This window comes from Chryseobacterium sp. LJ668 (genome assembly GCF_019613955.1).
Classification (GTDB): Bacteria; Bacteroidota; Bacteroidia; order Flavobacteriales; family Weeksellaceae; genus Chryseobacterium.
This window is the reverse complement of the sequence record NZ_CP080443.1, coordinates 665160-690397: the sequence shown is the minus strand read 5'-3', so window position 1 is coordinate 690397 and position 25238 is coordinate 665160. Positions and strand designations below refer to the sequence as shown.

Sequence of the window (25238 nt, the reverse complement as noted above, 5' to 3'; positions counted from 1 at the left end):
TAATCTGCAAGAGATTAACTAATTTTTTGTTATTCTAAAATATTCAAAATCTGCATAACCACCGCGATTTGCTTTCTGTGTGCTTACAGAGTACAATCCCACTTTAGCACCAATCCATTTTCCTGGTTTTGCCTGAAATGGTTCGCCGGCTTTGATGAAATTTTTACCGTTTTCGCTGTAGCTGAATGTGCAGATTCCGTTCGGTTCGCTGACGTTTACTCTAAAATAAGCTTCGTTTCCTTTTAATTTAGTTTCAAATAAAATCTTTTCTTCGCCGTTTTTTTCAGCCTTTTCAGCTTTTCTTAACTGAACATAATATCCGTCTGTTTTATTGGTGATGACAATCGATGCATGATCCATTCCCATGACCAAAAGTCCGGCAGTTTTTCCTTCTTTGGCATCTTCGGGAGTTAATTTAACTTTAGTGGATGCACTAAAATTCGGAGCGGGAAATTTTTGAGTCAGCAGATTCGGAACATTCCAAAGGTTTTTATCGTTTTCTCCCATTTTCATCGAGAATAATCTCAGGAATTTCTGTCCGGGAAGTTTGGATGACCAAACAATTTTTTCGTTGGCGCTCCATTGCCATTGTAAACCTAATTTTTCACCATCAAACTCATCAGTTTCCTGAGGAGTTACGATAGGAAATGTTTTTCCAACGTTTGGTTTTTTATAAGTAAGAACCGGTTCGCCGATTCCGTTTTTATCTTTGTCAATGCCCAGTACCGGCCAGTCTTTTTCCCACTTCATCGGTTGCAAATGCACGATTCTTCCTCCTGCATCCACATCCTGAAAATGATAGAACCAGTCTTCACCAGAAGGCGTATCTACCCAAGCTCCCTGATGAGGACCGTTGATTTTTGTTTTGCCCTGTTCGAGAACAATTTTCTCTTCGTAAGGACCATAAATATTTTTTGATCTTAAAACCAATTGCCATCCTGTTGCAACACCTCCCGCCGGAGCGAAAACGTAGTAATAACCGTTTCTCTTGTACATTTTTGGACCTTCAACCGTTGGATGCGCATCGTGACCATCGAAGATGTGAACTCCTTTATCTAAAACTTTCGTTCCTTCGGGATTCATTTTATTTAAAGACAAAATACTTTTCACTCCGGCGCGGCTTCCTGCCCAACCGTGAACTAAATAGGCTTGTCCGTCTTCATCCCAAAACGGGCAAGAATCAATCAAGCCTTTTCCTTCCATCACCAAAATGGGTTCATCCCATTTTCCAAGCGGATCTTTGGTTTTTACCATGTAAATTCCGTAATCGGGGTCACCCCAATAAATATAGAATTCGCCTTTGTGAAAACGAATACTTGGCGCCCAGACTGCATCACCTCTTCTTGGAACTGAGAAGTGTTCTTTAGGCAAAACGTCCTGAATGGCGTAGTTGACCAATTTCCAGTTGACCATATCTTTTGAATGAAGTATAGGCAATCCCGGAGCTTCGTTGAAACTTGAAGCGGTCATATAATAATCATCAGCAACCCGCGTAACGTCCGGATCTGAATAATCTGCGTATAAAATTGGGTTTCTGTAATTTTTTCCCTGATCGGCAATCCAGACTTCTGAAACGTATGGTTTTTCCTGTGCATTCAGATAAGTGGATGCAATGGAAAATGTGGTGATTGAAAGTATTTTTAAAATTTTGTTTGTCATAAAATCAGATTCTGTTTTAACGCAGTGAGCGCAAAGATTCTTTTAATATTATCTGCATTTTTCTTTCGCAGAGGCGCTTTGCTCAGCAAAGGTTGTATGTTTGAAATATCAGAGTTCTTTTAAAAATTTGAAACTTTTTGTCGGTGAATTGCCTGCAGCCCGACTTGAACGGAGCTCTTTTTCTGAAAAAAAAGTATGGGAAAAGCCCTGGAGTTTTTTCAGAAAAAAGCGTGAGTGGAAGGCGGATCAAGCTGCCCAAATATTTACTCTACTTTTCAAATTCCAGACTTGCCAAAATAAATGGTCCTGTTCCTTTTCCGTCATTCGAACGGATTTCTTCATTTACATAATATTCGTAAGAACCGTCTCTGTAAGGTTTTCCTCCTAAACCGGCAACGGCGCAACATTTATTTAAATTTACAACACCGTTTTCATCCACTGTAATCAGATTTTTGATGATTCCGTCGTAGCCTTTTTTTGCTGCAGCTTTGTATGAATTTGGAAGATATCCTTTGTTCACTGACTTGATCATTGTATACACGAACATTGCTGAAGCAGTAGCTTCTTCGTAATTTCCGTTTGCCAATGGCTTATCTAAAACCTGATACCAAAGACCTGATTTTTTATCCTGATATTTGATGACGGCATCAGAATAAGATTTAATGTAAGAAATAATTCTTGCTCTTCCAGGGTGATCTTTAGGCAAATAATCCAAAACGTCTACCATCGCCATACCGTACCAACCCATCGCTCTTCCCCAGAAATTAGGTGAAAGTCCGGTTTCTTTGTTTGCCCAGGCTTCTTTTTTGCTCTCATCCCAAGCGTGATACAGCAATCCAGTATTTTTGTCTAAAAGATTTTTCTGAACTGAGTCGAACTGCATAACGATGTCATCATATGCTTTGGTTGCATCTGCACCTTTTGACAGATCTTTCGTGTAATGCGTGTAGAAAGGCATTCCCATGTAAAGACCATCTAACCAAACCTGATTAGGATATATTTTTTTGTGCCAAAAAGATCCTTCGTTGGTTCTTGGTTGTCCGTCGATTTGCAGACGAAGTGTTTGAAGAGCTTTCAGATATTTATCTTTTTTCTCTTTTTCGTAAAGATAAAGCAATACGTTTCCACTGTTCAGCATGTCGATGTTGTACTTGTCGAGATCGTAGGTAAGGATCGTGCCGTCTTCTTTGATCAGTTTTTCTCCAAAACCGCTGATGTAATCGTAATATTCTTTTTTTCCTGTTTTAATATAAAGTTGTTCTGCACCGTCTAACACAATTGCTGAAGGATACGTCCATTTCGGACTTTTGCTGAAATCGAGCATCCACGCTTCCGGGAATCTTTGCATTTCTGAAAGCATCATTCTTTCAGACCATTTCAGGTTGGTAGGAACTACTTTACCTGATTGTGAAGTTTGGGTTGTACTTTTTGTAGCAGTTGCGGTTTTTGTCTGTGCACATGCCATGAAAATTCCTGAACCTAAAACAGCAACAGCGTATATTTTTAATTTTTGATTAATAAAACTCATTGTCATTCAATTTTAAAGTTGATTGTTATTATCTAAAATTTCTAATTTTTTATCTAAATCTTTGTAAAAGTCTGCTTCGGTTTTTATTCCGTTGGGTTCCTGTGACCAAGCTCCCATAAAGTAATACGAAACGTTTTTGGTTTTTTTGAAAACTACAACGTGGGTCGATTTGGTTTTTACAATTTTATCTAAATTTCCGACAGGGTAGAAGATGACCATTCCCAAATTGTCTTCTTTTTTAGCCAAAGTCTGCATTCCGTAAGTTGCAATGTAACCCCATTTTTTGTTTTTACTGACTGCCTCTTTCATGGGAATATCTTTGAATGCAACAATTCCGGTACATAATCCTGAAATTGTTTCATTCAAATTTAAATCAACCCTCACAAAACGGTCTTTGTTAAAAATCGTCAGCTTCGATTGAAGGTCAACCGCTTTTCCCCAAGTTTTCCAGCCATTGTAATCGATGGTTGCGAAAGATTTATCGTTTTCATTAAAAACTTTTGCGGTGGTGCTTTTTACTGTTTTAAAAGTTTCAACAAAATCATTCTGCTCGTCATATCTTCCGTAAGAACCGACTCCGATGGTACGACCGGATTTTAAAATATCCTGTCCCCAAGGTGCATCGTGATGATAAGTTTCAAAGCCATCTTGTCCCACTTCCGGCAACACCAGAGTATTCACTTTTTTACCGAAAATATCTGTGGCATTTCTCCAGTCCAAATACAATCTGTAACCGATTTGATTGTTTTCCAAGCCAATTCCTTCGTATCTGATGTAGTAAGAATGGTCGGTATGTTCAGTCGGAAGGGTTAATTCGTTAACGTTTTTGAAAATTCCGCCGATATACTCGTTACCCTGCCATTTTCCGCCATCTTTTATAGACAATTCTGCGTAGGAGAAAGGAGCTTTCGGGTTTTTACGGATTTTCTCAATCACATTTTTCTGAGCGAAAGATGAACTGCCAGCGAAAACTGCTGTCGCTAGAAGTATTTTGAATACGTTTGATTTTATTTTTACTGACATTATTTTTATTTTAGATAACCGAATGGTCTGAAAGTTCTGGAACTATCGTTGATTTTTAGGTTATTTTTTTAACGAGGCTGTTTATATACACCTCAATGTTATCATAATTTTTATCTAAATCTTTTCCGTTGGCATTGGCTGTTTTCGGGTCAATATTATTTTTGGTTTCCCATTCATCGGGCATTCCGTCGTTGTCTGAGTCAAGCAGAGCTTTTCCGGATTTTAGATATGGAAATCCACCTACATCTTCCTGAGAATCGATGATTCCATTGTCACTTCCAAGCGAACCTTTATGGGAGAACGTTCCATTTTTAACATGTTCCAAAATACGTACATCTACCTCATCTCTTACCAAACTCGCTCCTCCAATTTTTAATATTTTTTCATACGCCTCTTTTGGAGAATCGGTTTTCACATTATTCTGAATATCGTGCGGCTGATTGATTTTAATAGAATTTTTATCTTTATCTGTAAGGTTGTAAGAATTTTTCATCTGACTGAAAACTCCTTTTTCCCAATTGTCTGCTGTCACGTCGGGATTTCCTTCAGAAACGTTTCCGTTGATGTAGTATTTCCCCCAGATATTATAAACTTCTGTTTCCGGTTTTTCATTTTTGTCGATGGCAGCAATTCTTTTTCTGTTCATCGACGCAGGTCCGGGTTTATAGTAATTGTTGATGATATTCACATTCATTCCTTCGCCACCATAAATATTGTTGTGTCCCCAGTTGTAGATTACATTGTTTCTGAAGTCTGTAAGATCAGTCAGTGCAAATTTACTTCCCGCATATTCTCCCAATCTGGGATTTCTGCTGTCGTGGTTGGCATAGATATTATGATGAAAAGATGCGAATTTTCCACCTGCAATTCCTCCGTAGCCATGAGCGCCTTTCTGGTGGGCAGAATTTCTCAGGCTTTCAGCAATGACACACCATTGAAGCGTTGTATTTTCATTGACGTAAATGGAAACCGTCTCATCAGTAGACCAGCTCATCGAACAATGATCAACGATCAAATTTTTAATAAATCTTGCGCCCAAAGCATCGCCTTCATACTTTTTCTTGTCACCCATTCTGAATCTCATATAACGGATAATTACATTGTCAGCCGAAACAAAAGTTTCATAGTTCGCAATAGTGATTCCGTCGCCGGGAGCAGTTTGTCCGGCAATGGTGACGTTGCCTTCTTTTATTTTTAACGGAGATTCAAGAAAAATAGTTCCTGCAGTTCTGAAGATGATATATCGCGGCCCTTTTTGTTCTAAAGCGTGTCGTAAAGTTCCTTCTGAGCCGTCATCAGTTAATTTAGTTACAAATAAAACTTTTCCGCCACGTCCGCCTTTAGTAAATCTTCCAAAACCTTCTGCGCCGGGAAAACTGATCAGCTTTCCTGAAACTGTGGTTTCAGATGCGGATGAAGTTTTTATCTGGCTTGTACAGCTTTGTAAAGATAAAAGTCCCAAAAGGAAGAATGTAGAAAAGATTTTCATTTATAACTTTTTGAGATTATTTAGTGGCTTTTTTGAAATTCCAGTTGTCTTTTCCGGACAGAATATTTTTAGAAGTATATTTTTTACTTTCCTTTTTTGTGATCTGATGTGACCAAGAAACTCTTTTTGAAACATTTGCTCCGTGACCTTTGGAATTGTATTCTGCGTAGAAAACGGTTTTTTCAGCATCTACTTTTCCCCAATTATGCCATCCTTGAGCTTTTATTGTGGAATCGATTGCACAGTTGATGTAAACAGTCTTTGCAAATGGTCTCCACGGACGACCCAAATATACAGAATTTGCATCGGCAGCTCCTGTTAAATTACAGTTAATAAATACATATCCGAACTCAATCCCTTCAATTGTGGAAGCAGCTGTAACGTAAGATGCATTTTTTTTGGAGTAAATCGTACAGTTTTCAAATACTGCGGTTCCTGCTCCGAAAATATAATCAGTAGTTCCTTCGATATAGCAGTTTTTAAAATAATTCCGCGAAGATTTGCTTTTGTCGGCGTTGTCCTGCATTCCTTTTGTGTATAAAGTATCCTGAAATCCTAGAAATCGGCAATTCTCAAATGCAATTTTGTCTCCGGCTGTCAAAACTGCAACGGCTTGTCCTACTGGTCCTGCGTCATTTTGAAAAGTGAAATTTTTAGCTGAAAAATTATCGGAAAAAATAAATATTGTTGATGAACCTGTAGTTCCTATGTTTTTACCTTCACTATTTTGTTTTGAAGCAAAGTCACCGTACACTAAAATGGTGTTTTCTGCTTTTTCTCCCATTAAAATGATTGGGCTTTTTGCAGCTGAAACTGTAATTTTTTCTCTGTAAGTTCCTGGTTTTACAATGATTTTTGTTCTTACTGTTTTTCCATCTTCAACAGAATTGATAGCCTGCTGGATTGTAGTGAAATTACCTTTCCCGTCTTTCGAAACTATGATGGTCTTTTCATCATTAATCTTGAAAGAAAAAAAACTGATCACAACTACTGAAAAAATAGACAAAAACTTTATTTTTTTGTAAAAATTTGAAATCTTCATATATTTTAATTTCATTAGGAAAATACAGACTTTACCCCAATAAAGGAGAAAGTCTGTATCAAAATTAATATGAATGTATCTTGATTCTAATAACCGTAATCTTGTGTAAGATTGTAGTTAGAATTAATGATGTCTAATGCGATGGGCAACAATTCTTTTTTATTTGGCTGGAAATAATAGGCATAACTCTTTACAGGATCACCACTAATGTATGGTTGGGTCATGGCTAATCTCCAGTTAACCTTTGTATATCCTGACGGCGTTGCTACTGATTGATTGGGGCTGTAGAAAACATCTGCCTTTGCCACTGAGCCGGTTGTATAGAAATCAATATCTAAAACGTTTTGCTGTGCTGTTTTTGTTGGAACATAGTTGGCAACTGTAGCAGCAGGTTTTTTATAGAAAACATATTCCGGAACGTTAGCATAAGCACCAGTTCCATTCATGAATTGGGTAAGTTTGGCTCTGGTTTCATTGATTTTAGTTTCTAAAAGATTCCAACGGATCAGATCGTATTTTCTAAGACCTTCTCCACCAAACTCCAATGATCTTTCTTTTACAAGATAATTAAAGAAGCCAATTTTATCGGTAGGAATTGTACCCACTTGCGCCAAATTTCCGGCATATGCTCTTTGTCTTACAGACAAAACTGCATTTACAGCTTCCTGAGAAGGCCCACTGTGCAATTCATTATCAGCTTCAGCAAACATTAACAGGATATCGGCATATCTTATCATTGGCCAATCGATCCCAAGGTTTTGAGAAGTTCCGGTGATGCTTGTCCATGATTTTCTGAATTTACCGTCGTTCCAGTTCACTGATGTCTGAAGATCTTCTTGTTTTGTAGTACTTACCCTAAAGATTGCAATGTTGACATCTCTTCTTAAGTCGAATTTTGTGAATTCATAAAAGTATACAGGAATGGCATTGATACCTCCTGAAGATTTCCAGTCTGTATCTTCATGTCTCAAACCATTGTAATAACCAATTTTACTGTCTGTTCGGGAGTTTCCTCCGAAAGCTCCGATTGCATAAATTATTTCGTTTGTAGCATCAGGAGTATTGGTGTGTAATGATCTGAATAAACCTTCATAGCTAGGGTTTAGCTTATGCTGACCAGAGTTGATGATATCTTTACATTCATCATAAGCAATCTGATAATATTTTTGAGGATTTGATCCCTGCATCATCATTTGAGGATTTCTTCTCAGAGAATATCCCGCTCTTGTCAATGCAATTCTGGCTCTCAAGCCTTTTACAGCAGCCTTAGAGATTCTTTGAGCCGTAGTATTTCCTTCAGATTTCCATGGAACAAGATTTTCAGCTTTTAATAAATCGTCAAGAATCTTGTCGTAGATCACATCTTTATCTGTTTTTGCAAGATACAGTGATGGCAGATCAGCAGAAGGGACATCCTGAAAAGGTACATCACCCCAGTTTTTAATCAAATCATGATAAAAGTGAGCTCTCAGCGTCAATGCTTCACCTAAATAGCGATCCATCAATTTTTTATCTGCTTCAGAACCTGTTTTGTAAACCACCGAAAGCGGAATGTTTTTAATAACAAGATTGGCTCTTTCAATTCCGGCATATGTGTCCAAAAACGGTCTAAGAAGTTCTGTATTTGTAGAGATTGCTCCGAAACAGCTGATCCCTCTTCTGTCGTTAGCATTATAATCTCCAGAAGTTCTGAAATCATCGCCAGACTGCGTAAGGATAAGATTCATTCTTTGACCATAGGTATTGTCTCCCATCGTACTGTTGTACACTCCAACCAATGCAGAGAATGTGTCTGATGCAGAATCAAACTGCTGTTCTTCTGCTGTGTTTGATAAGCTCTCGACCTCAAGGTAGTCATTGCAAGAGCTCAGCGATAAAATTCCGGCAACGGAAAATAGAAGCGTTAAATATTTGTATTTTTTCATTATATTAAAGTTTAAAAAGTAATATCAATTCCGGATAAGATAAATCTGCTTCGTGGGTACGCTGCGTAATCTACACCGGGTGTTAGAGGGTTTCTTCTTGTGTTTGCTTCAGGATCATATCCGGAATATCCTGTGATCGTAAATACGTTATTCATGGTAAAGTACAATCTGAAATTAGAAAGTCCCAACTGTTTTGTAAAATCTTTTCCAAGTGAATAACCAAGGGTTACGTTATTTAATCTTAAGAAAGATCCGTCTTCAATACCGTACGAATGTAAGAAATATGCTCCAGCCGGAGGAGTCCACATGGTAGTATTTGCGTTTAATGCAGCCAATGCAGTTGGATCATTTACTTTTACCCCATTGTTATCAAACCATTTCCATCTGTCTGCTACATCTGCAGACATGTTATTGTCTTTGTAAAGATACTGGGTAGAGTATTCAAGTTTATTGGCATTGTATACTTTATTACCGACAGAGAAGTTGAACATCAAGCTCATATCCCAGTTTTTGTAACGGAAAGTTTGATTAAATCCGCCATAGAATTTTGGCTGAGCATTTCCTAAATCGGTCATGTCTTTATTATCAATATTGCCATCACCATTCAAGTCCGTCAGTTTAAGATCTCCCGGTTGTATGGCTTTTGCGCCATTTGCTGCAGAGGCGGCATTAGGTACACCCGCTTTCAAAGTATAAACTTGTGTAGTTGCATTATAATCAAAATCACTGATTTCATATCTTCCTGCTGTAACATATCCCCAATAAGTACCAACTGGTTTGCCCACCTGTACTAAGAAATCATTTAAATTGTTTTGCCAGCCAGAAGGGTATAAATAGTAATCAGCACTTGCAGAAGCGTTATTACCTAAGCTTTTGATTGTATTTTCATTGGAGGATATATTGGCGTCAATTTTCCAGGTGAAATTATCTTTGTTGATGATTGTGCTTCCTAAAGTAAGCTCAACTCCTTTATTGGTTGTGCTCCCAGAGTTTTGATATTGAAATTCATATCCTGTTGTCTGAGGAATTTTAGCTAAAAGCAATAAGTCTTTTGTATCGGTCTGATAAAAATCAAGCGTACCGTATACTCTTCCTTTAAATAAACCAAAGTCTAAACCAATATTTTTAGAGGTTGCAGATTCCCATTTTACACCTTTGTTTGCTAGAATATTTCCCGTGGTAGCACCAGGAGTAACATTGGTTCCAAATGCATATCCGTAATCAGATGATGTGGTAAAAAATGTGTCATACAAGAAAGATCCGATTCTGTTGTTTCCAGATAGACCATATCCTGCACGAAGTTTTAATTCACTGATTGTTTCACTATCTTTTAGGAAGTTTTCTTCAGCAACTTTCCATGCTACAGAGGCTGCAGGGAAATATCCCCATCTGTTTCCTGGTCCGAAGACACTCGAGCCATCTGCTCTCATTGAAGCAGTAATGATATATTTGTTATTGTAGATGTAGTTGACTCTACCGAAGAATGACGCTAATCGATCAGGCACTCTTCCTGCTCTTGGAGCATCTTGCACCAATCCTGAAGGAGGTGAAGCCGACTGAATATTAGCAAATGCTTCTTCTGCAGTTATCGATTTTGGAAACCATTTGATATTCATTACCAATGATTCACCATCTGTTTTCACAGTTTCCTGTCCTGCTAATAAGTCTAGCTTATGTTTTCCAAATGTCTTTTTGAAATTTAAAGTATTGGTATTCGTAATTCTTCTTGTTTGAGTTTTACTTAAAAACACAACAGGCTGATCATTATTTTGTCTTGCTAAACTTGTTACTGTCCCAGAAAATTGATTGACAAATTCATCTCTCTGCACATACCCAATTACACTTCGGAAGGTGAAATTTTTGTTGATTTTATATTCTATAACACCGTTAAGTAATAAATCATTTCTACCACTTTCCTTAACCTCGCTATTGGCTAATAAAACCGGATTTACCAGGTTGGTCTGATCTGCAAATAAAGGGTCAAACTCATCAACGTTTACGGTAGAGCCACCTTCAAAAGGCTGATATCTTACTGCATTTCTAAGTCGGTTACTGCTTTGTGATCCTGTAGAAGACGTTCCTGCTCCAAAGATGGTTTGTCTGCTGTATCTGGCATTCAAACTCATGCTTAGTTTCTTTGAAAGATCATAATCGTATTTGAAATTTGCCATGTTTCTTTTAAAACCAGAGCCAATCATAATACCGTCTTCCTGTATATTGTTCAATGTTAATGAGAAAGCTGAATTCTCAGATCCTCCCGTTATACCCAAATTGTGAGTAAAGTTAAATGCATCTCTTCCAAAAACCTCATCTTGCCAGTCTCTCTTTTTGATGTCTTTATATTTGTCTAGCTGGTTGTAGGCTCCATATCTTGCTGCAAAAGCATCAATGTCAGTCTGGACTCCGGCTTTGTTATACAATTCGTATTGATAAAGCACATATTGGTAAGGGTCCAAAACATCAATCGTATTCTGAATTTTTCTTACTCCCAAAAATCCGTTATAGTTGATAGATGTTTTAGCTCTTTTACGGCCGCCTTTTGTTGTAATCAAAACGACTCCGTTGGCTCCACGGGCTCCGTAGATGTTAGTCGATGATGCGTCTTTTAAAACCTCAATAGACTCAATTTCTTTAGGTGATAAAATAGATAAGGCATTGTCCATCTGAACTCCATCTACAATATACAATGGCGCATTGCTTCCGGTAATCGAGTTACCACCCCTGATTACGATATCTACATCAGCACCTGGTGAGCCCTCACTTAGGGCAACTCTAACTCCTGCCATTCTGCCTTGGATTGCTTCAGCTGCGTTGGTTGATGGCATATCTTTAATAGCCTCAGCTTTTACAGATGAAACAGCGTTGGTAACATCTTTTTTAGAGACTTTGGTATAACCTACCAAAACCACTTCGTCAATGTTGGTTTCTTTTTCTTTACCTTTTTCCTGCGCCAACCCAAGTACCGGAAGCAGAAAAACAGTTAAATATAACCACTTTATTGAGTGTACTTTTTTATTCATTATTATATCCTTATATAGTTTTTAAAGTATGGTTAGAAAGCATTTTTGCAGACCTTCCGCTTAGTTTTTGTGGATTTTAAGTACTCTGTTTGATCTTTGTAATTCTTTTACGCTAAACTTGTGCAATCGATTGCGTAATTTTTCACGACTTATATTTATCGTGGCTCCTAAACTAATATTATTTTTCATTATACAAAGAAAAAAATATTATTTTTTTATTAATTAGTAGATGAAATTTGTTTATAAATACAAAATACAGAACCAATTTATTTTATTTAAATATTTGATTATTAAACGTTTAATTGATGTACTCATTCAATTTCCAATCTTTTCGAGAATTATAAATATTCTGTACTCTATTATTAAAAATTGATAGATTTTTATGAAAATTACCTGTTTTACACTCATGAAATTTCCCCAAAAAGATACGCAAGAATCATTTTTGCGAAATTTTATGTGATTTTTATCAGTTTTATCAGTTCATAAAATTTACATATTTTATAATTATTACCAAATTGCCATAATTTAACATGAACTGATGAATTATTTTGTTTTGTTGTTGTATTTGTTGCATGACTACTATCAGAGCTTTATTTTGCGGCATGATTTTATTTTAACCGATTTTTACGGTTGATTTCGTTAAAATAAAACACACTTTATTCTTAAAAATTCTCATTTTACTCCAAAATATAAATTATATTTTACTGTTAGTCAGATATTTAAAAATTTAAGTGAATTTTTTGTTAACGGAATACATATTATCTATATATTTATCGACAAGTATTTCTGTACAATTTTAGTGTAATTTAATGCAATCGATTACGCAATGTTCAACAGGTTTTTTTAAAACCACAATTTTAAGTTTAAAATCTAGAGTATGACAAAATCAGAATTTCGTTACGCCCATCATCCTGAAGATGTAAAAAAATATACAACTGAGGACCTGAGAAGGGAGTTTTTAATGAATGATTTATTTAATGAAGATCAAATCAATGTAGTATATTCTATGTACGACAGAATGATCGTAGGTGGTGCAATGCCCGTAAATAGCGTCTTGAAACTTGAACCTACTGATGATCTGAAGGCAGAAAATTTCTTAGATAGAAGAGAATTAGGAATTATCAACGTTGGCGCTGCCGGAAAGGTAACGGTTGACGGAGAGGTTTTCGAGCTTGGAAATAAGGAGGCTTTATACATTGGAAAAGGAGCAAAAGATGTTGTTTTTGAAAACGGAAGTGAAGGTCAGACTTTATTTTATTTCAATTCAGCTCCTGCGCATCACACTTTCCCTACAAAGAAAATCACTAAAAATGAAGCCGAAATTGTAGAATTAGGTGAAACAAAATACGCCAACAGACGTACGATTAATAAATTGATCGTCAATAGCGTATTGGAAACTTGCCAGCTACAAATGGGAATGACCGAGCTGCATGAAGGAAGTGTTTGGAACACGATGCCTTCCCACACACATACCCGAAGAATGGAAGCATATTTTTATTTTGATCTTGAAGAAGGGCAGGCTGTGAGTCATTTTCTTGGCCAGCCGAACGAGACCCGTCATATCTTTATGAAAAACAACGAAGCAGTCTTGTCTCCGGAATGGTCTATTCACTCAGGAGTTGGTACTTCCAACTACACTTTTATCTGGGGAATGGCAGGAGAAAATATGGATTATGGCGACATGGACGCTGTTAAAACTAACGAACTAAAGTAATTTTTTCTACATGAATTTATTCGATTTATCCGGAAAAGTAGCCGTTGTAACAGGCGGTACTCACGGATTAGGAATGGCAATGGCTGAAGGCCTTGCCTCTGCAGGTGCTGAACTGGCAATCACAAGTACAACTCCCTCAAAATTAGATGAAGCCTTAGAATATTATCGCAGTAAAGGATATAATGCTACAGGTTATCTTTTTGATGTGACAGACGAACTTGAAGCAGCTCAGAAAGTAGCATTAATGCTTGCTACGCATGGGAAAATAGACATCTTGGTCAATAATGCAGGAATCATTAAACGTGTTCCGGCTTTGGAGATGGATGTTGCAGACTTTAGAAAAGTAATCGATGTAGATCTTACCGGTCCTTTCATCATGTCTCAACTGGTTGGGAAACACATGATTAAAAGACAATCCGGTAAAATCATCAATATTTGCTCAATGATGAGTGAGCTTGGCCGTGACAATGTAGTAGCGTATGCTTCTGCAAAAGGCGGACTGAAAATGCTGACCAAAAATTTAGCAACAGAATGGGCAAAACATAATATTCAGGTGAACGGTATCGGTCCCGGATATTTTGCGACAACCCAGACAGAACCAATCAGAGTAGACGGTCATCCGTTTAACGATTTTATCATCAGCAGAACACCGGAAGGAAGATGGGGGAACCCTGAAGATCTTGCAGGAACCGCTATTTTCTTAGCTTCAGACGCGAGTAAATTTATCAACGGACACATTATTTATGTGGACGGAGGTATTTTGGCGACCATCGGGAAACCTGCTAATGAATAACACAAGAATTTTACAGAAATGAAATATTTTATTACAGATAACTTTTTATTACAAAATAAATACGCGGAAGAATTATATTTCAATTTCGCAGAAAAACAGCCGATCATCGATTATCACAATCATTTGATTCCAAAAGATATCGCTGAAGATACGGTTTTCGAAAACATATCTAAAGTCTGGATTGCGGGCGATCATTACAAATGGCGTGCAATGCGTACGATGGGCGTGAACGAAAGATTCATCACTGGCGACGCATCAGACAAAGAAAAATTCGAGGCTTGGGCAAAAACGGTTCCTTATACGTTAAGAAATCCTTTGTACCACTGGACGCATTTAGAATTGAAGCGTTATTTCGGAATTGATGAATTATTGAACGAAAAAAACGCATCAGATATTTACGACAACATCACGGCACAGCTTCAGACTCCTGAAAAGTCGACAAGAGGTTTGCTGAAAATGATGAACGTAGAATCTTTGTGCACCACCGAAGATCCGATTGATGTTTTAAATTACCATCAGGATTTAGCGAAAAGCGATTTCAGCATTAAAGTAAGTACAGCTTTCCGTCCGGATAAAGCGATTTTAATTGAGAACCACAACTTCACAGATTATATTTCTAAATTAGGCGAGTCAGCAGGAATTGAGATTAATTCTTACCAGACTTTGTGCGATGCTTTATTAAAAAGAGTTGAATATTTCCACGAAAACGGATGCAGATTGTGTGACCACGGATTAAACAATATTTCTTTCGAAGAAACTTCAGAAGCTGAAGTAAGCGCCATTTTTAATGATAAAATTTCAGGAAAAGTAATTGCTGAAAAGCAGGTAAATCAGTTTAAAACTGCGATTTTATTATTCTTAGGAGAAACATATCACAAATTCGGATGGGTTCAGCAGTTCCATTTGGGTGCTTTAAGAAACAACAACGAAAGAATGCACAGAATTTTAGGTCCTGATACAGGCTGGGATTCTATCGGTGACTTCGTACAGGCTGAAACTTTATCTAAACTATTAAACGCTTTAGACGGAAAAGACAAACTGACCAAAACAATTCTCTATAACTTAAATCCTGCAGACAACGAAATTTTCGCAACGATGATCGGGAATTTTAATGACGGAAGCATCAAAGGAAAAGTACAGTTCGGTTCCGGATGGTGGTTTTTGGATCAGAAAGACGGAATGATCAAGCAGATGAATGCCCTTTCAAACATGGGATTGATCAGCTGTTTCGTAGGAATGCTGACAGATTCAAGAAGTTTCTTATCTTACCCAAGACACGAATATTTCAGAAGAGTATTGTGTAATCTTTTTGGAGAAGAAATGAAAAACGGAGAATTGCCGGATGATATGGAACTGATCGGAAAAACCATTTCCGATATCTGTTATCATAATGCTAAAAATTATTTCGATTTTTAAATTTCGAATTAAATAAAATCTCTCGCAGATTGAGCTGATAAAGCAGATCAATTTTAAATCTGCAAAATTTGCTAAATCTGCGAGAGAAAAAAAACAATAATTTTCATATCTGCAATTTTTCTAAACTTGAAAATCTTTGTGAGCTTGGCTGAATAGAACGCCTTTGCGAACTTAAAAACAGTTAGTAGTTTATAAAAATCTTAGCGCACTTTGCGTTTAAATAACAGTAGATATTAAACAGAGTATTTAAAATATGGCTAGCAAAATACTTACTTTCGGTGAAGTAATCATGAGGCTTTCACCTCCCGGAAACAAAACAATGAAACAGAGCCACGAGATGGAATTCTTTTTCGGCGGAACTGAGCTCAACGTAGCTTCTTCATTGGCAACAATGGGTTGCGAGGTAACGCACATCAGCAATGTTTCTGATGATTTTGTGGGAGAATCTGCATTATCTTTCATTAAAAGTTTTGGAATTGATACAACTTTCATCAATAAAAACGAACATCCTTTAGGTTTATATTTCCTTGAAGTAGGTTCATCGGTTCGTGCGAGCAGAATTGCTTACAACAGGCTGAACGGTTCTTTTGCCAACATCAAACCCGAACAGGTTGACTGGAAAAAAGCTTTGGAAGGTTGCGATTATTTCCACTGGACAGGCATCAGTCCTGGAATCTCTGAAGGTGCTTACGAAGCTTTAAAAGAAGGTTTATTGACCGCCCGTGAAATGGGAATCGAAGTGACCACCGATCCTGCTTACCGTTCCAACCTGTGGAAATATGGTAAAAATGGAAATGAAGTTTTAAAAGAATTGGTTTCGTACTCAACGATTTTCATCGGTGGAGTGAATGAGATCAATGAAATTTTGGGAACTCAATTTTCATCAGATCAGAAAGGTTTCATTGAAGCTTGTGAAGAATTAAAAAAACAGTGTCCATCCATTTATAAAATTTTTGACAAAATAAGAATCGGGGTTACGGCAAGTTCTCAGCAGACGCAGGGAAGAGCTTTAATTAACGAAAACTATTTTGAAACTAAATTTTTGGAAATAGACAACGTAGTCGACAGAATCGGAACGGGAGATGCTTTTGCAGCAGGTTTAATTTATGGTTTATTAAATTTCGATGATGAAAAAGCACTGAATTTCGCCAACGCGGCCTGTGCCATCAAACACACCATTTTAGGCGACATCAATTACTGCAGCGCAGAAGATATTCTCGAAGTAATGGCCGGAAATTCCGGAGGAAGAATCAAAAGGTAGTTCTTTGCTGTTAGCTTTTGGCAATTGGCTTATTGCTTAAACAAAAACATTGCGAACTTCGCTGAGTGAAACGCCTTTGCGAACTTAAAATTATACATCAAATTTTAAAAAGAAAATCTTTGCACCCTTTGCGTTAAAAAAAAGGAAGTGTTGAAGTTACAGCATACCAAAGGATGGATAAAACCCCATCAAAGATTATTTTAACAAAATAATTAAAACAAAATGACAAAAATACAATTGGTTACAAACACCATCATCAATCAGGGAGCTCTGCCTCTGTATTATAATGCTGATGAAACGGTAACTTTAGAAATATTAAAATCGCTTTACAAAGCAGGAATCCGCGCTGTAGAATATACCAGCCGTGGTGAAGCTGCGTTGAGTAATTTCACAAAAATGGTTGAAGTTCGTAATGCAGAAATGCCTGAAATGCTTCTTGGTATCGGAACTATTAAAAATGTAAAACAAGCAGAAGAATATTACAAAGCAGGTGCAGATTTCTTTATCAGTCCGGGTTTTGTAGCGGAAGTTGCAGCATTTTTAATTCCTAAAGACTTGTTGTACAGTCCGGGTTGTATGACACCTACCGAAATTATTGCGGCGGAAACTGCTGGTGTAACTTTCATAAAATTATTCCCAGGGAACGCCTTGGGACCAGGATTTATGAGTGCCATCAAAGATGTGTTCCCTAATCTGAAATTTATGCCAACAGGTGGTGTTGATACTACCAAAGAAAGTATTGAAAGCTGGTATAAGGCAGGAGTTTCTGCAGTAGGAATGGGAAGCAAGCTGGTAAGTAACGAATTAATGCTTGCGAAAGACTATGCGACAATAGAAAATGAAACCAAAAAAGTGCTGGATATCATTCAGACTTTAAAATAAATAAATGACTATGAGTTCAGTTAAATCTCTTAAGCCGACGCAATACAGATGGACGATTTGTCTGCTGTTATTCCTCGCCACCACGATCAATTATCTGGATCGTCAGGTTTTATCTTTGACGTGGAAAGATTTTATAGCACCGGAATTTCACTGGAATAACAACGATTACGGAAACATCACCGCATTATTCTCCATATTTTACGCAGTGGGAATGCTTTTCGCAGGAAAGTTCGTGGATTTCATGGATACCAAAAAAGGTTTTCTTTGGGCAATCGGAGTTTGGTCTGTGGGTGCAGTTTTACACGCATTCTGCGGAATTGCAACTTCAGGAATCCTTACTGGAGAATGGGCGGCTGGTTTTCATGGTTCTAAAGAATTGATCGGAACAGTTTCCAATACTTCTGCAATTATCAGTACAAGTGTTACTTTATTTGTTTTTGCACGTTTCGTACTGGCAATTGGTGAGGCTGGAAATTTCCCGGCAGCGATCAAAACGACAGCAGAATATTTCCCTAAAAAAGACAGAGCATTTTCTACAAGTATCTGGAATGCAGGAGCAACAGTAGGAGCTTTGGCAGCACCGCTTACAATCCCTTTTATCGCAAAATCATTGGGTTGGGAATGGGCGTTTATCATTATTGGTGCACTAGGATTTGTTTGGATGGGACTTTGGGTTTTCGTTTACAAAAAACCTCACTTGCACAAGAGAGTTAACGAACATGAACTAACGTATATCAATCAGGATCAGGACGATCTTCCGAATGAAGATAAATCAGTTCCGGAAAAAGTATTTACGTTTAAAGAATGTTTCAGCTACAGACAAACTTGGGCTTTTGCCTTCGGTAAATTTATGACAGATGGCGTTTGGTGGTTCTTTTTATTCTGGACTCCGGCTTATTTAAGCTCAGTTTACGGAATGGATTCCACTCAAAGTGCATTGCCATTATTCGTATTATACATGATTACTTTACTGTCGATTATTGGGGGTTGGCTTCCAAAATATTTTGTTGAAAAATTAGGAATGAACGCTTATACAGGAAGAATGAAAGCAATGTTAATTTTCGCATTTTTCCCCTTGTTGGCACTTTTAGCACAACCTCTTGGAACAATTACATATTGGTTACCTGTTTTAATTATTGGAGTTGCAGGAGCAGCACACCAGGCTTGGTCAGCCAATATTTTCTCGACAGTAGGCGATATGTTCCCTAAAAAAGCCATTGCAACCATCACAGGAATTGGCGGAATGGCTGGAGGAATCGGTTCGTTCATCATTAATAAATCTTCTGGAGTTTTATTCGATCACGCTCACAAAGCATGGTCAACAGTAGACGGAGTTCCTTTGTTGGAAAAATATCCTCAGTACATCAACGACCGTTTGCCGGATGATTTCTTTAAGCAGTTAGAAAAATCAGGCGCTGTAGTTTCAGACGGAATTGACAAAGGATACATGATCATTTTCTCCATCTGTGCAGTCGCTTATCTAATTGCATGGGTCGTAATGAAATCATTGGTTCCAAAATATAAGGTGATCAGTAAATAGAAAATAAAATTTAAAACAATTAAGGAGAATTAAGAGGTTAAGAATGATTAAGAATTTGCAGGCAAATTTAAGTGTAAGCTTAAGAAATTTATTTCTCTTAAATAACCTTAACTCCTTATTAAACCTTAGTGGTTCAAATAACGACTTTGAGTTCTTTGCTAAGTAGAACGCCTTTGCGAGCTTAAAAATATACAGCATTTTGTCCAAAAATCTTTGCGGACTTTGCGTTAAAAAAATCATCAACAATAAGATGGAAAATCAGACAAAACAACAGTTAAACCGCCAAAACAGCGGACTCAATACAAAATTACCAATAAAAATCGTACAGTTTGGGGGAGGAAACTTCATGCGCGGATTTACAGATTATGTGATCGATAAATTAAATAAAGAAGCAGATTTCAATGCAGGAATTGTCAATATTCAGCCGACACCCAACGGTTCAGTTCACAAGCTTGAAGAGCAGGGGAATCTCTACACTTTATTTTCAAGAGGAATCAAAAAAGGAGAAATCATTGATGAGAAATGTGTGATTTCAGCGATTCAGAAGTCAGTTAATCCTTATGCGGATTACAACAGCTTTTTGAAGTTGGCGAAAGAAGAAGAACTTGAATTTGTTTTTTCAAATACAACAGAAACAGGAATTGCCTACGACGAAACTGAAAATACCTACGAAGGTCCGCACAAAAATTTCCCAGCGAAAGTGGCGGTTTTACTTCACGAAAGATATAAGCATTTCAATGGAGCAGCAGACAAAGGTTTAAGAATCATTCCTTGCGAACTGATTGAAGAAAATGCAATCGTTTTAAAAGGAATTATTTTAAAATATGCCCAACTTTGGAATTTAGAAGAAGGATTTGCAGAATGGATTGAAAACAGCAATCACTTCCACAATACTTTGGTAGACAGAATCGTTCCGGGCTATCCGAAAGATGACGCTGCGACTTACGAAGACCAGTTGGATTATGAAGATCCGATGATGGTGGTTTCTGAAACGTTCCTTTTATGGGTGATTCAGGGAGGTGAAGATTTGAAAAAAAGAATTCCTTTCGATCAGATCAATGAACAGATTTTGGTGGTAGATGATATTCAGCCCTACCGTTTAAGAAAGGTTAGAATTCTGAATGGCGGACATACCTTGATGTTGGCTCCGGCAATTTTAGCAGGAAAAGAAATCGTAAAAGAAGCTATTGATGATCAATTTATCGGAACATTTTTAAGTGATTCTATATTTAATGAAGTCAATCAGACTTTAGGTTTAGACGAAACTGAACTGAAGGAATTTGCAGAAGAAGTTTTCGACAGATTCAGAAATCCTTTCATCAAGCATCATTTGGCAAGCATCGCTTTGTATTTTGTTTCTAAATTTAAAGTAAGAGTCGTTCCAAGTTTGTTGATATATGTTGAAAGAAATAACAAACTTCCGTTGAACTTAACGTTCTCTCTGGCAAGTTTAATCAGATTCTATCAGGGAAGTTTTGGTGAAAAATCTCTTCCTCTGAATGACGAAGAAGCGATCGTGAACAGATTTAAAGAAATCTGGAAAAACGAAGATTACGAAGTAGTTTCAGAGCAGGCATTAAGCGAAAAACTGTTCTGGGATACCGACCTTACACAGGTAGCAGGCCTGAAAGCCGCAGTCGCAAAAGCATTGTTCGAAATCGATCACAATGACATGGAAACTGCCTACAAAAATTTTATTCAATTTTATTCTTAAACAATCATGCAAAAGAAAGTACTGAAAGTAAATCCCAAAGACAACGTTATTGTAGCGCTGTTGGATTTACCTGCCGGAGAATCGGTGCACTTAGACGGTACAGATTATACGATTCTTAAAGATATTAAAGCAAAACATAAATTCGCTGCCGTAGATTTTGAGGATGGCGACCATATCATCATGTATGGCGTAATCGTTGGAAAAGCCAACCAATCCGTAAGACAGGGCGAAGTGATTACCACCGAAAACGTAAAGCATCAAAGTGCAAAAGTGGTCGGGAAAACCGAAACTTTGGGCTGGACTCCACCCAATGTTGACAAGTGGAAAGACCGTACTTTTATTGGCTACCACCGTGAAGACGGACAGGTTGGTACAGAAAACGTTTGGTTATTTTTCCCGTTAGTATTCTGCGAAAACAAGAATATCGAAACACTGAAGGATATTTTTGAAAAAGAATTGCTTCATGATAAAGCCAGCAAACATCAGTTGTTATTACGTTCGTTGTTAAACGGCGGAGCAACTGTTGAAGTTGAAGAAGAACAGCCGGATACAAGAATATTTAAAAACATCGATGCAAGATTCATCACGCATCAGGGCGGTTGTGGCGGAATTCGTCAGGACGCTGAAGCATTGGGAAGATTGTTTGCAGGATATGTCAACAACCCGAATGTTGCCGGAGCTACGGTTCTCAGCTTAGGTTGTCAGAATCTTCAGGTACAGATTTTCATGGATTCACTGCATGCATTGGCTCCCAATAACAAAAAACCAATCGTAGTTTACGAACAGCAAAAATCGGGAACCATCGATGAAATGCTGACCGGCGTTATCAAAGATTCATACGAAGGCATTAAAAAAGCCAATGAGATAGAGAGAAAACCGGCGTCCATCACCAAGCTGAACATTGGTTTGGAATGTGGCGGCTCAGACGGTTTTTCAGGAATTTCTGCCAATCCTGTTTTGGGTGAAGTTTCAGATATTATGGCGGCAGTAGGCGGAACAACCATGTTGGCCGAATTCCCTGAATTGTGTGGAGTAGAGCAGGAGCTGGTCAACCGTTGCATCAACGATGAAGACGGAGTAAAATTCCTGAAACTGATGAAAGATTTTGAAGCCTCTGTAGTTGCGGCAGGATCTGGTTTTGATATGAATCCGTCTCCCGGAAATATCAAAGACGGTTTAATTACCGATGCCATGAAATCTGCAGGAGCCTCTAAAAAAGGCGGAGCGGCACCGATTGTTGATGTGCTTGACTTTACAGAATATGCCACAAAACCAGGTCTGAATCTTTTGTGTACACCAGGAAATGATGCCGAATGTACAACCGCTTTAGTCGGTTCAGGTGCAACAGTCGTACTTTTCACCACAGGTCTTGGAACTCCGATGGGAAATCCTATTACTCCGGTTGTGAAAATTTCTTCCAATACTGTTTTGGCAGAAAAAATGTCAGACATTATTGATTTCAATGCAGGTACCGTAATCAGCGGAGACAAAACAATTCCCGAAGCAGCAGACGAGCTTCTGGAACTCATCATCAACGTAGCCAGCGGCGAAGTAAAAACCAAAGCAGACGTTCTTAATCAGAATGATTTCATTCCATGGAGACGAGGGGTCTCTCTGTGATGGGTAAATTATATTAAATATTAGGGTTGAAAATGCTTCTTGCTACGGTAGGGAGCATTTTCTTTTTGGGTTTGTAATTCAGCTTAGAATTTTATTGAAAAGGAAACGGATTTTAAATTTGACATATTACGTTTTTAAATTCACCAATATTTTTTTGGAAGCAACCAGAAAAAAATAAAAAAAATAAAAACACATCCAAAAAGAATAACCATTTGAATGTTTAATCCTGTTTTATGGAAAACTTGATCTAATGAATCGTCGTAATATAATTTTACGCTCCGATTATTATTCATTAGATCTTCACATGCATTATAATGTAAAGAGACATAATATTCTTTTGAATTGTAATTAATTTTAATTGATGAACGTCCTCTTGATCCTTCCCCACAATAATATTTAACAATCCAATAATTTGATATAAAATTATTAGATTTCATAATTTTCTCCCTCGAAATATATGAATAAATTAAAAATATGAAAACGATGAATGTAATGAAATTAATTAAGATTAATATAGTAGATTTTTTCAAAACGTTTTGATTTTAATGTTTCGTGTTGATCCAGCTTAAATAGTTTTAAGTATGCATAAGATAATCTAATTTCTACAGCATTCAAAATTGCTATTTTGTTTTTCTCTTATAATTTAAAATGGTTTCATTCCATGGAGACGAGGGGTCTCTCTATAATGGGTTAATGATCATTAAATATTAGGGTTGAAAATGCTTCTTGCTTCGGTGAGGAGCATTTTCTTTTTTATGATATGAACAAATTTGCTGAAGGTATTTCAGTTTAATAAAAATAACAAATTTAGCATTCGTTATTTAGTCATCATTTGATTTACCTGCGTAACCTGCATCGAAACAATTTTCCACGATTTCGATTCTTTTTGAAATACTGCTGTCACGATTTTTTTATCAATACTTCCTTTCTTTACTGTAGCACCGGGAACCTGATAATCTTCTTTTGCGGTTAAAGTTTCATTAATATAAGCGATGGCTGTTTTGTCATCAATTACTTTTACTCCGGTCACTTCAAATTTAACAGAAGTGGGTTTGATGCAGCAGTCGTTAATGTATGAAAATTGTTCATTGATCATTTTCTTTCCTTTCCAAACTAACCCTAAAAAATTAATGAGAATACCATCATCTGAAAATGCATTGGAAAAGGATTTCATATCGTTTTTGTTCCAGTCGGTTTCCTGCTGGTTAATAATTTTTGATATTTCGTCAGTTTTATTTTGTGCTGAAATTTTGGTGACACTAAACATCATTAGTAAGAAAAGTAAGAGAGTTTTCATAATATTAAATTTTTAGTTTTTTGTTGCTGATTGCTATATTATTTTAAACAGATTTTAATCTGACAGTATTTTATCCAACATTTGGTATTTCATCAATATTTATATCGATAAAAGTAAGGAAATAAATTGTGTCAGCAAGTTTTGACTTTTTAAATAATGTGAAGTTGTACTTCCTCTTATTATTTCAGAAAAATTACAGAGTGATTTCATTCCATGGAGACGAGGCGTCTCTCTGTAATGGGTTAATTATATTAAATATTAGGGTTGAAAATGCTTCTTGCTTCGGTAGGGAGCATTTTATTTTTTGGATTGTTTGTAGTTTTTAAATGTAAATGACACGAATGTTTTTCACAAATAAGCATAATGTCTGCATCAATAATAACCGTTTCCTTAGCGAAGTCAAAGGAAGCCCAATTTTCTGTGAAGTATGAGGATTAGCTTTATCCGAAACTTCATATATTTGATTTTTAGCTACCACAATGAAACAATTTTTTATAATATTCTTCCATTTTATTTTTTTGAATTTATCTTCACAAGAAACTTATGTTAATAATGCTACAGCTTATTATAATGGAAAAGGTGAATTCGAAAACTTATTAAATAATAATATAAGTGTAAATGAAATTATTTTGAATCCTGATTTCACATATGAAATGTGGATGCGTCCTCACGTTGGTTGTCTTACTTGGAGAAGTTTTAAAGGAACTTGGAAAAAAAAGGGTGATGAACTTTTATTTACTGACAAATACGATGTTCAAGAGTCAGATTCTCGTGAAATTTATAGAAATAAGAATATAGATAAATATATTTTAGCTTTTAAGACTGATCAAAAAATAGTTATGAAAGATCTTAAAGTTAAAATTAATTATGAATATGATTTTGATTCTAAAATAAAATTTGATGATTCTATAGATTTTGTTACTGATAAAAATGGAAACATAGAAATTTCTTTTAGTAAAATTCCTAACCAAACAAAATTAGCTTCATTAAGATTTGAGACAAATTACGATGATAGAAAAATTTATGGTTACTTAACAGAAAATGAAACTGTAAATAAAAAAATATCAGAATTGCCAAATATAATAACAATTATTATTCGTGAGAAACCATTAAAAGAAACCGTAATAAGAACTGTAAGTGCAATAAAAAAGAATGATGAATTACAAATTATTTCTGTTTACAAAACTTCTGGATCACTACCTGATTATAACAAAGAACTAAAACTTGAAAAAAGTTATAAATTGAAGAATCCCGATATCGCAGATTAGTAATCTGTGACAACTATGATTCAAAACCACCCTGTCAAAAATTCTAT

General features: G+C 36.6%; 17 protein-coding genes. 9 read left to right on the top strand and 8 right to left on the bottom strand.

The genetic code is table 11. From position 1 onward, the window contains the following. Positions 1-18 precede the first annotated feature (18 nt). The 7 genes from K0U91_RS03260 to K0U91_RS03230 all read right to left on the bottom strand — a co-directional run bounded on the left by K0U91_RS03260 (position 19) and on the right by K0U91_RS03230 (position 11686). A complete protein-coding gene (locus K0U91_RS03260; protein ID WP_220180386.1) occupies positions 19-1659 on the bottom strand; it encodes a glycoside hydrolase family 43 protein in 1641 nt (546 codons plus the stop codon). A 268-nt stretch (positions 1660-1927) separates the two neighbouring features. Beyond that, entirely contained in the window at positions 1928-3187 is a 1260-nt protein-coding gene (locus tag K0U91_RS03255; RefSeq protein ID WP_220180385.1) for a glycoside hydrolase family 88/105 protein, read from the bottom strand. 12 nt (positions 3188-3199) lie between these two features. Then, positions 3200-4210 (bottom strand): DUF4861 domain-containing protein, encoded by a 1011-nt coding sequence (locus K0U91_RS03250; RefSeq protein WP_258561905.1) that lies wholly within the window; start codon positions 4208-4210, stop codon positions 3200-3202. A gap of 55 nt (positions 4211-4265) precedes the next feature. Continuing rightward, on the bottom strand, positions 4266-5699 hold the full coding sequence (locus K0U91_RS03245; protein ID WP_220180384.1) for a pectate lyase family protein: 1434 nt from the start codon (positions 5697-5699) through the stop codon (positions 4266-4268). 16 nt (positions 5700-5715) lie between these two features. Then, positions 5716-6705 (bottom strand): pectinesterase family protein, encoded by a 990-nt coding sequence (locus K0U91_RS03240; RefSeq protein ID WP_258561904.1) that lies wholly within the window; start codon positions 6703-6705, stop codon positions 5716-5718. A 122-nt stretch (positions 6706-6827) separates the two neighbouring features. Then, positions 6828-8666, bottom strand: a complete 1839-nt coding sequence (locus tag K0U91_RS03235) for a RagB/SusD family nutrient uptake outer membrane protein (RefSeq protein WP_220180382.1) — start codon at positions 8664-8666, stop codon at positions 6828-6830. Positions 8667-8677: 11 nt separating this feature from the next. After that, a complete protein-coding gene (locus tag K0U91_RS03230) occupies positions 8678-11686 on the bottom strand; it encodes a SusC/RagA family TonB-linked outer membrane protein (protein ID WP_220180381.1) in 3009 nt (1002 codons plus the stop codon). 877 nt (positions 11687-12563) lie between these two features. Here K0U91_RS03230 and kduI point away from each other — a divergent pair. From kduI to K0U91_RS03190, 8 genes are all read left to right on the top strand, one after another. Beyond that, positions 12564-13400 (top strand): 5-dehydro-4-deoxy-D-glucuronate isomerase, encoded by an 837-nt coding sequence (kduI, locus tag K0U91_RS03225; RefSeq protein ID WP_220180380.1) that lies wholly within the window; start codon positions 12564-12566, stop codon positions 13398-13400. Between the two features lie 10 nt (positions 13401-13410). Beyond that, the gene (locus K0U91_RS03220) at positions 13411-14193 is read left to right on the top strand and encodes a gluconate 5-dehydrogenase (protein WP_056035171.1); all 783 of its coding nucleotides are present in this window, start codon (positions 13411-13413) and stop codon (positions 14191-14193) included. A gap of 18 nt (positions 14194-14211) precedes the next feature. Beyond that, on the top strand, positions 14212-15609 hold the full coding sequence (gene uxaC / locus K0U91_RS03215; RefSeq protein WP_220180379.1) for a glucuronate isomerase: 1398 nt from the start codon (positions 14212-14214) through the stop codon (positions 15607-15609). A 253-nt stretch (positions 15610-15862) separates the two neighbouring features. Next, entirely contained in the window at positions 15863-16870 is a 1008-nt protein-coding gene (locus K0U91_RS03210) for a sugar kinase (protein ID WP_220180378.1), read from the top strand. A gap of 222 nt (positions 16871-17092) precedes the next feature. After that, positions 17093-17752: a beta/alpha barrel domain-containing protein gene (locus K0U91_RS03205; protein WP_220180377.1), complete on the top strand. Its 660-nt coding sequence runs from the start codon at positions 17093-17095 to the stop codon at positions 17750-17752. Between the two features lie 10 nt (positions 17753-17762). After that, entirely contained in the window at positions 17763-19292 is a 1530-nt protein-coding gene (locus tag K0U91_RS03200) for an MFS transporter (protein ID WP_220180376.1), read from the top strand. A 250-nt stretch (positions 19293-19542) separates the two neighbouring features. Further along, on the top strand, positions 19543-21006 hold the full coding sequence (locus K0U91_RS03195; protein WP_220180375.1) for a tagaturonate reductase: 1464 nt from the start codon (positions 19543-19545) through the stop codon (positions 21004-21006). Positions 21007-21012: 6 nt separating this feature from the next. Further along, positions 21013-22626 (top strand): UxaA family hydrolase, encoded by a 1614-nt coding sequence (locus tag K0U91_RS03190; protein ID WP_220180374.1) that lies wholly within the window; start codon positions 21013-21015, stop codon positions 22624-22626. Between the two features lie 817 nt (positions 22627-23443). Here the strand turns inward: K0U91_RS03190 and K0U91_RS03185 are convergent. Then, positions 23444-23923, bottom strand: coding sequence for an SgcJ/EcaC family oxidoreductase (locus tag K0U91_RS03185; RefSeq protein WP_220180373.1), 480 nt, complete (start codon positions 23921-23923; stop codon positions 23444-23446). Positions 23924-24402: 479 nt separating this feature from the next. On the opposite strand from K0U91_RS03185, the gene K0U91_RS03180 reads away from it, so the two are divergent. Continuing rightward, positions 24403-25191 (top strand): hypothetical protein, encoded by a 789-nt coding sequence (locus K0U91_RS03180; protein WP_220571814.1) that lies wholly within the window; start codon positions 24403-24405, stop codon positions 25189-25191. Positions 25192-25238: the final 47 nt, after the last annotated feature.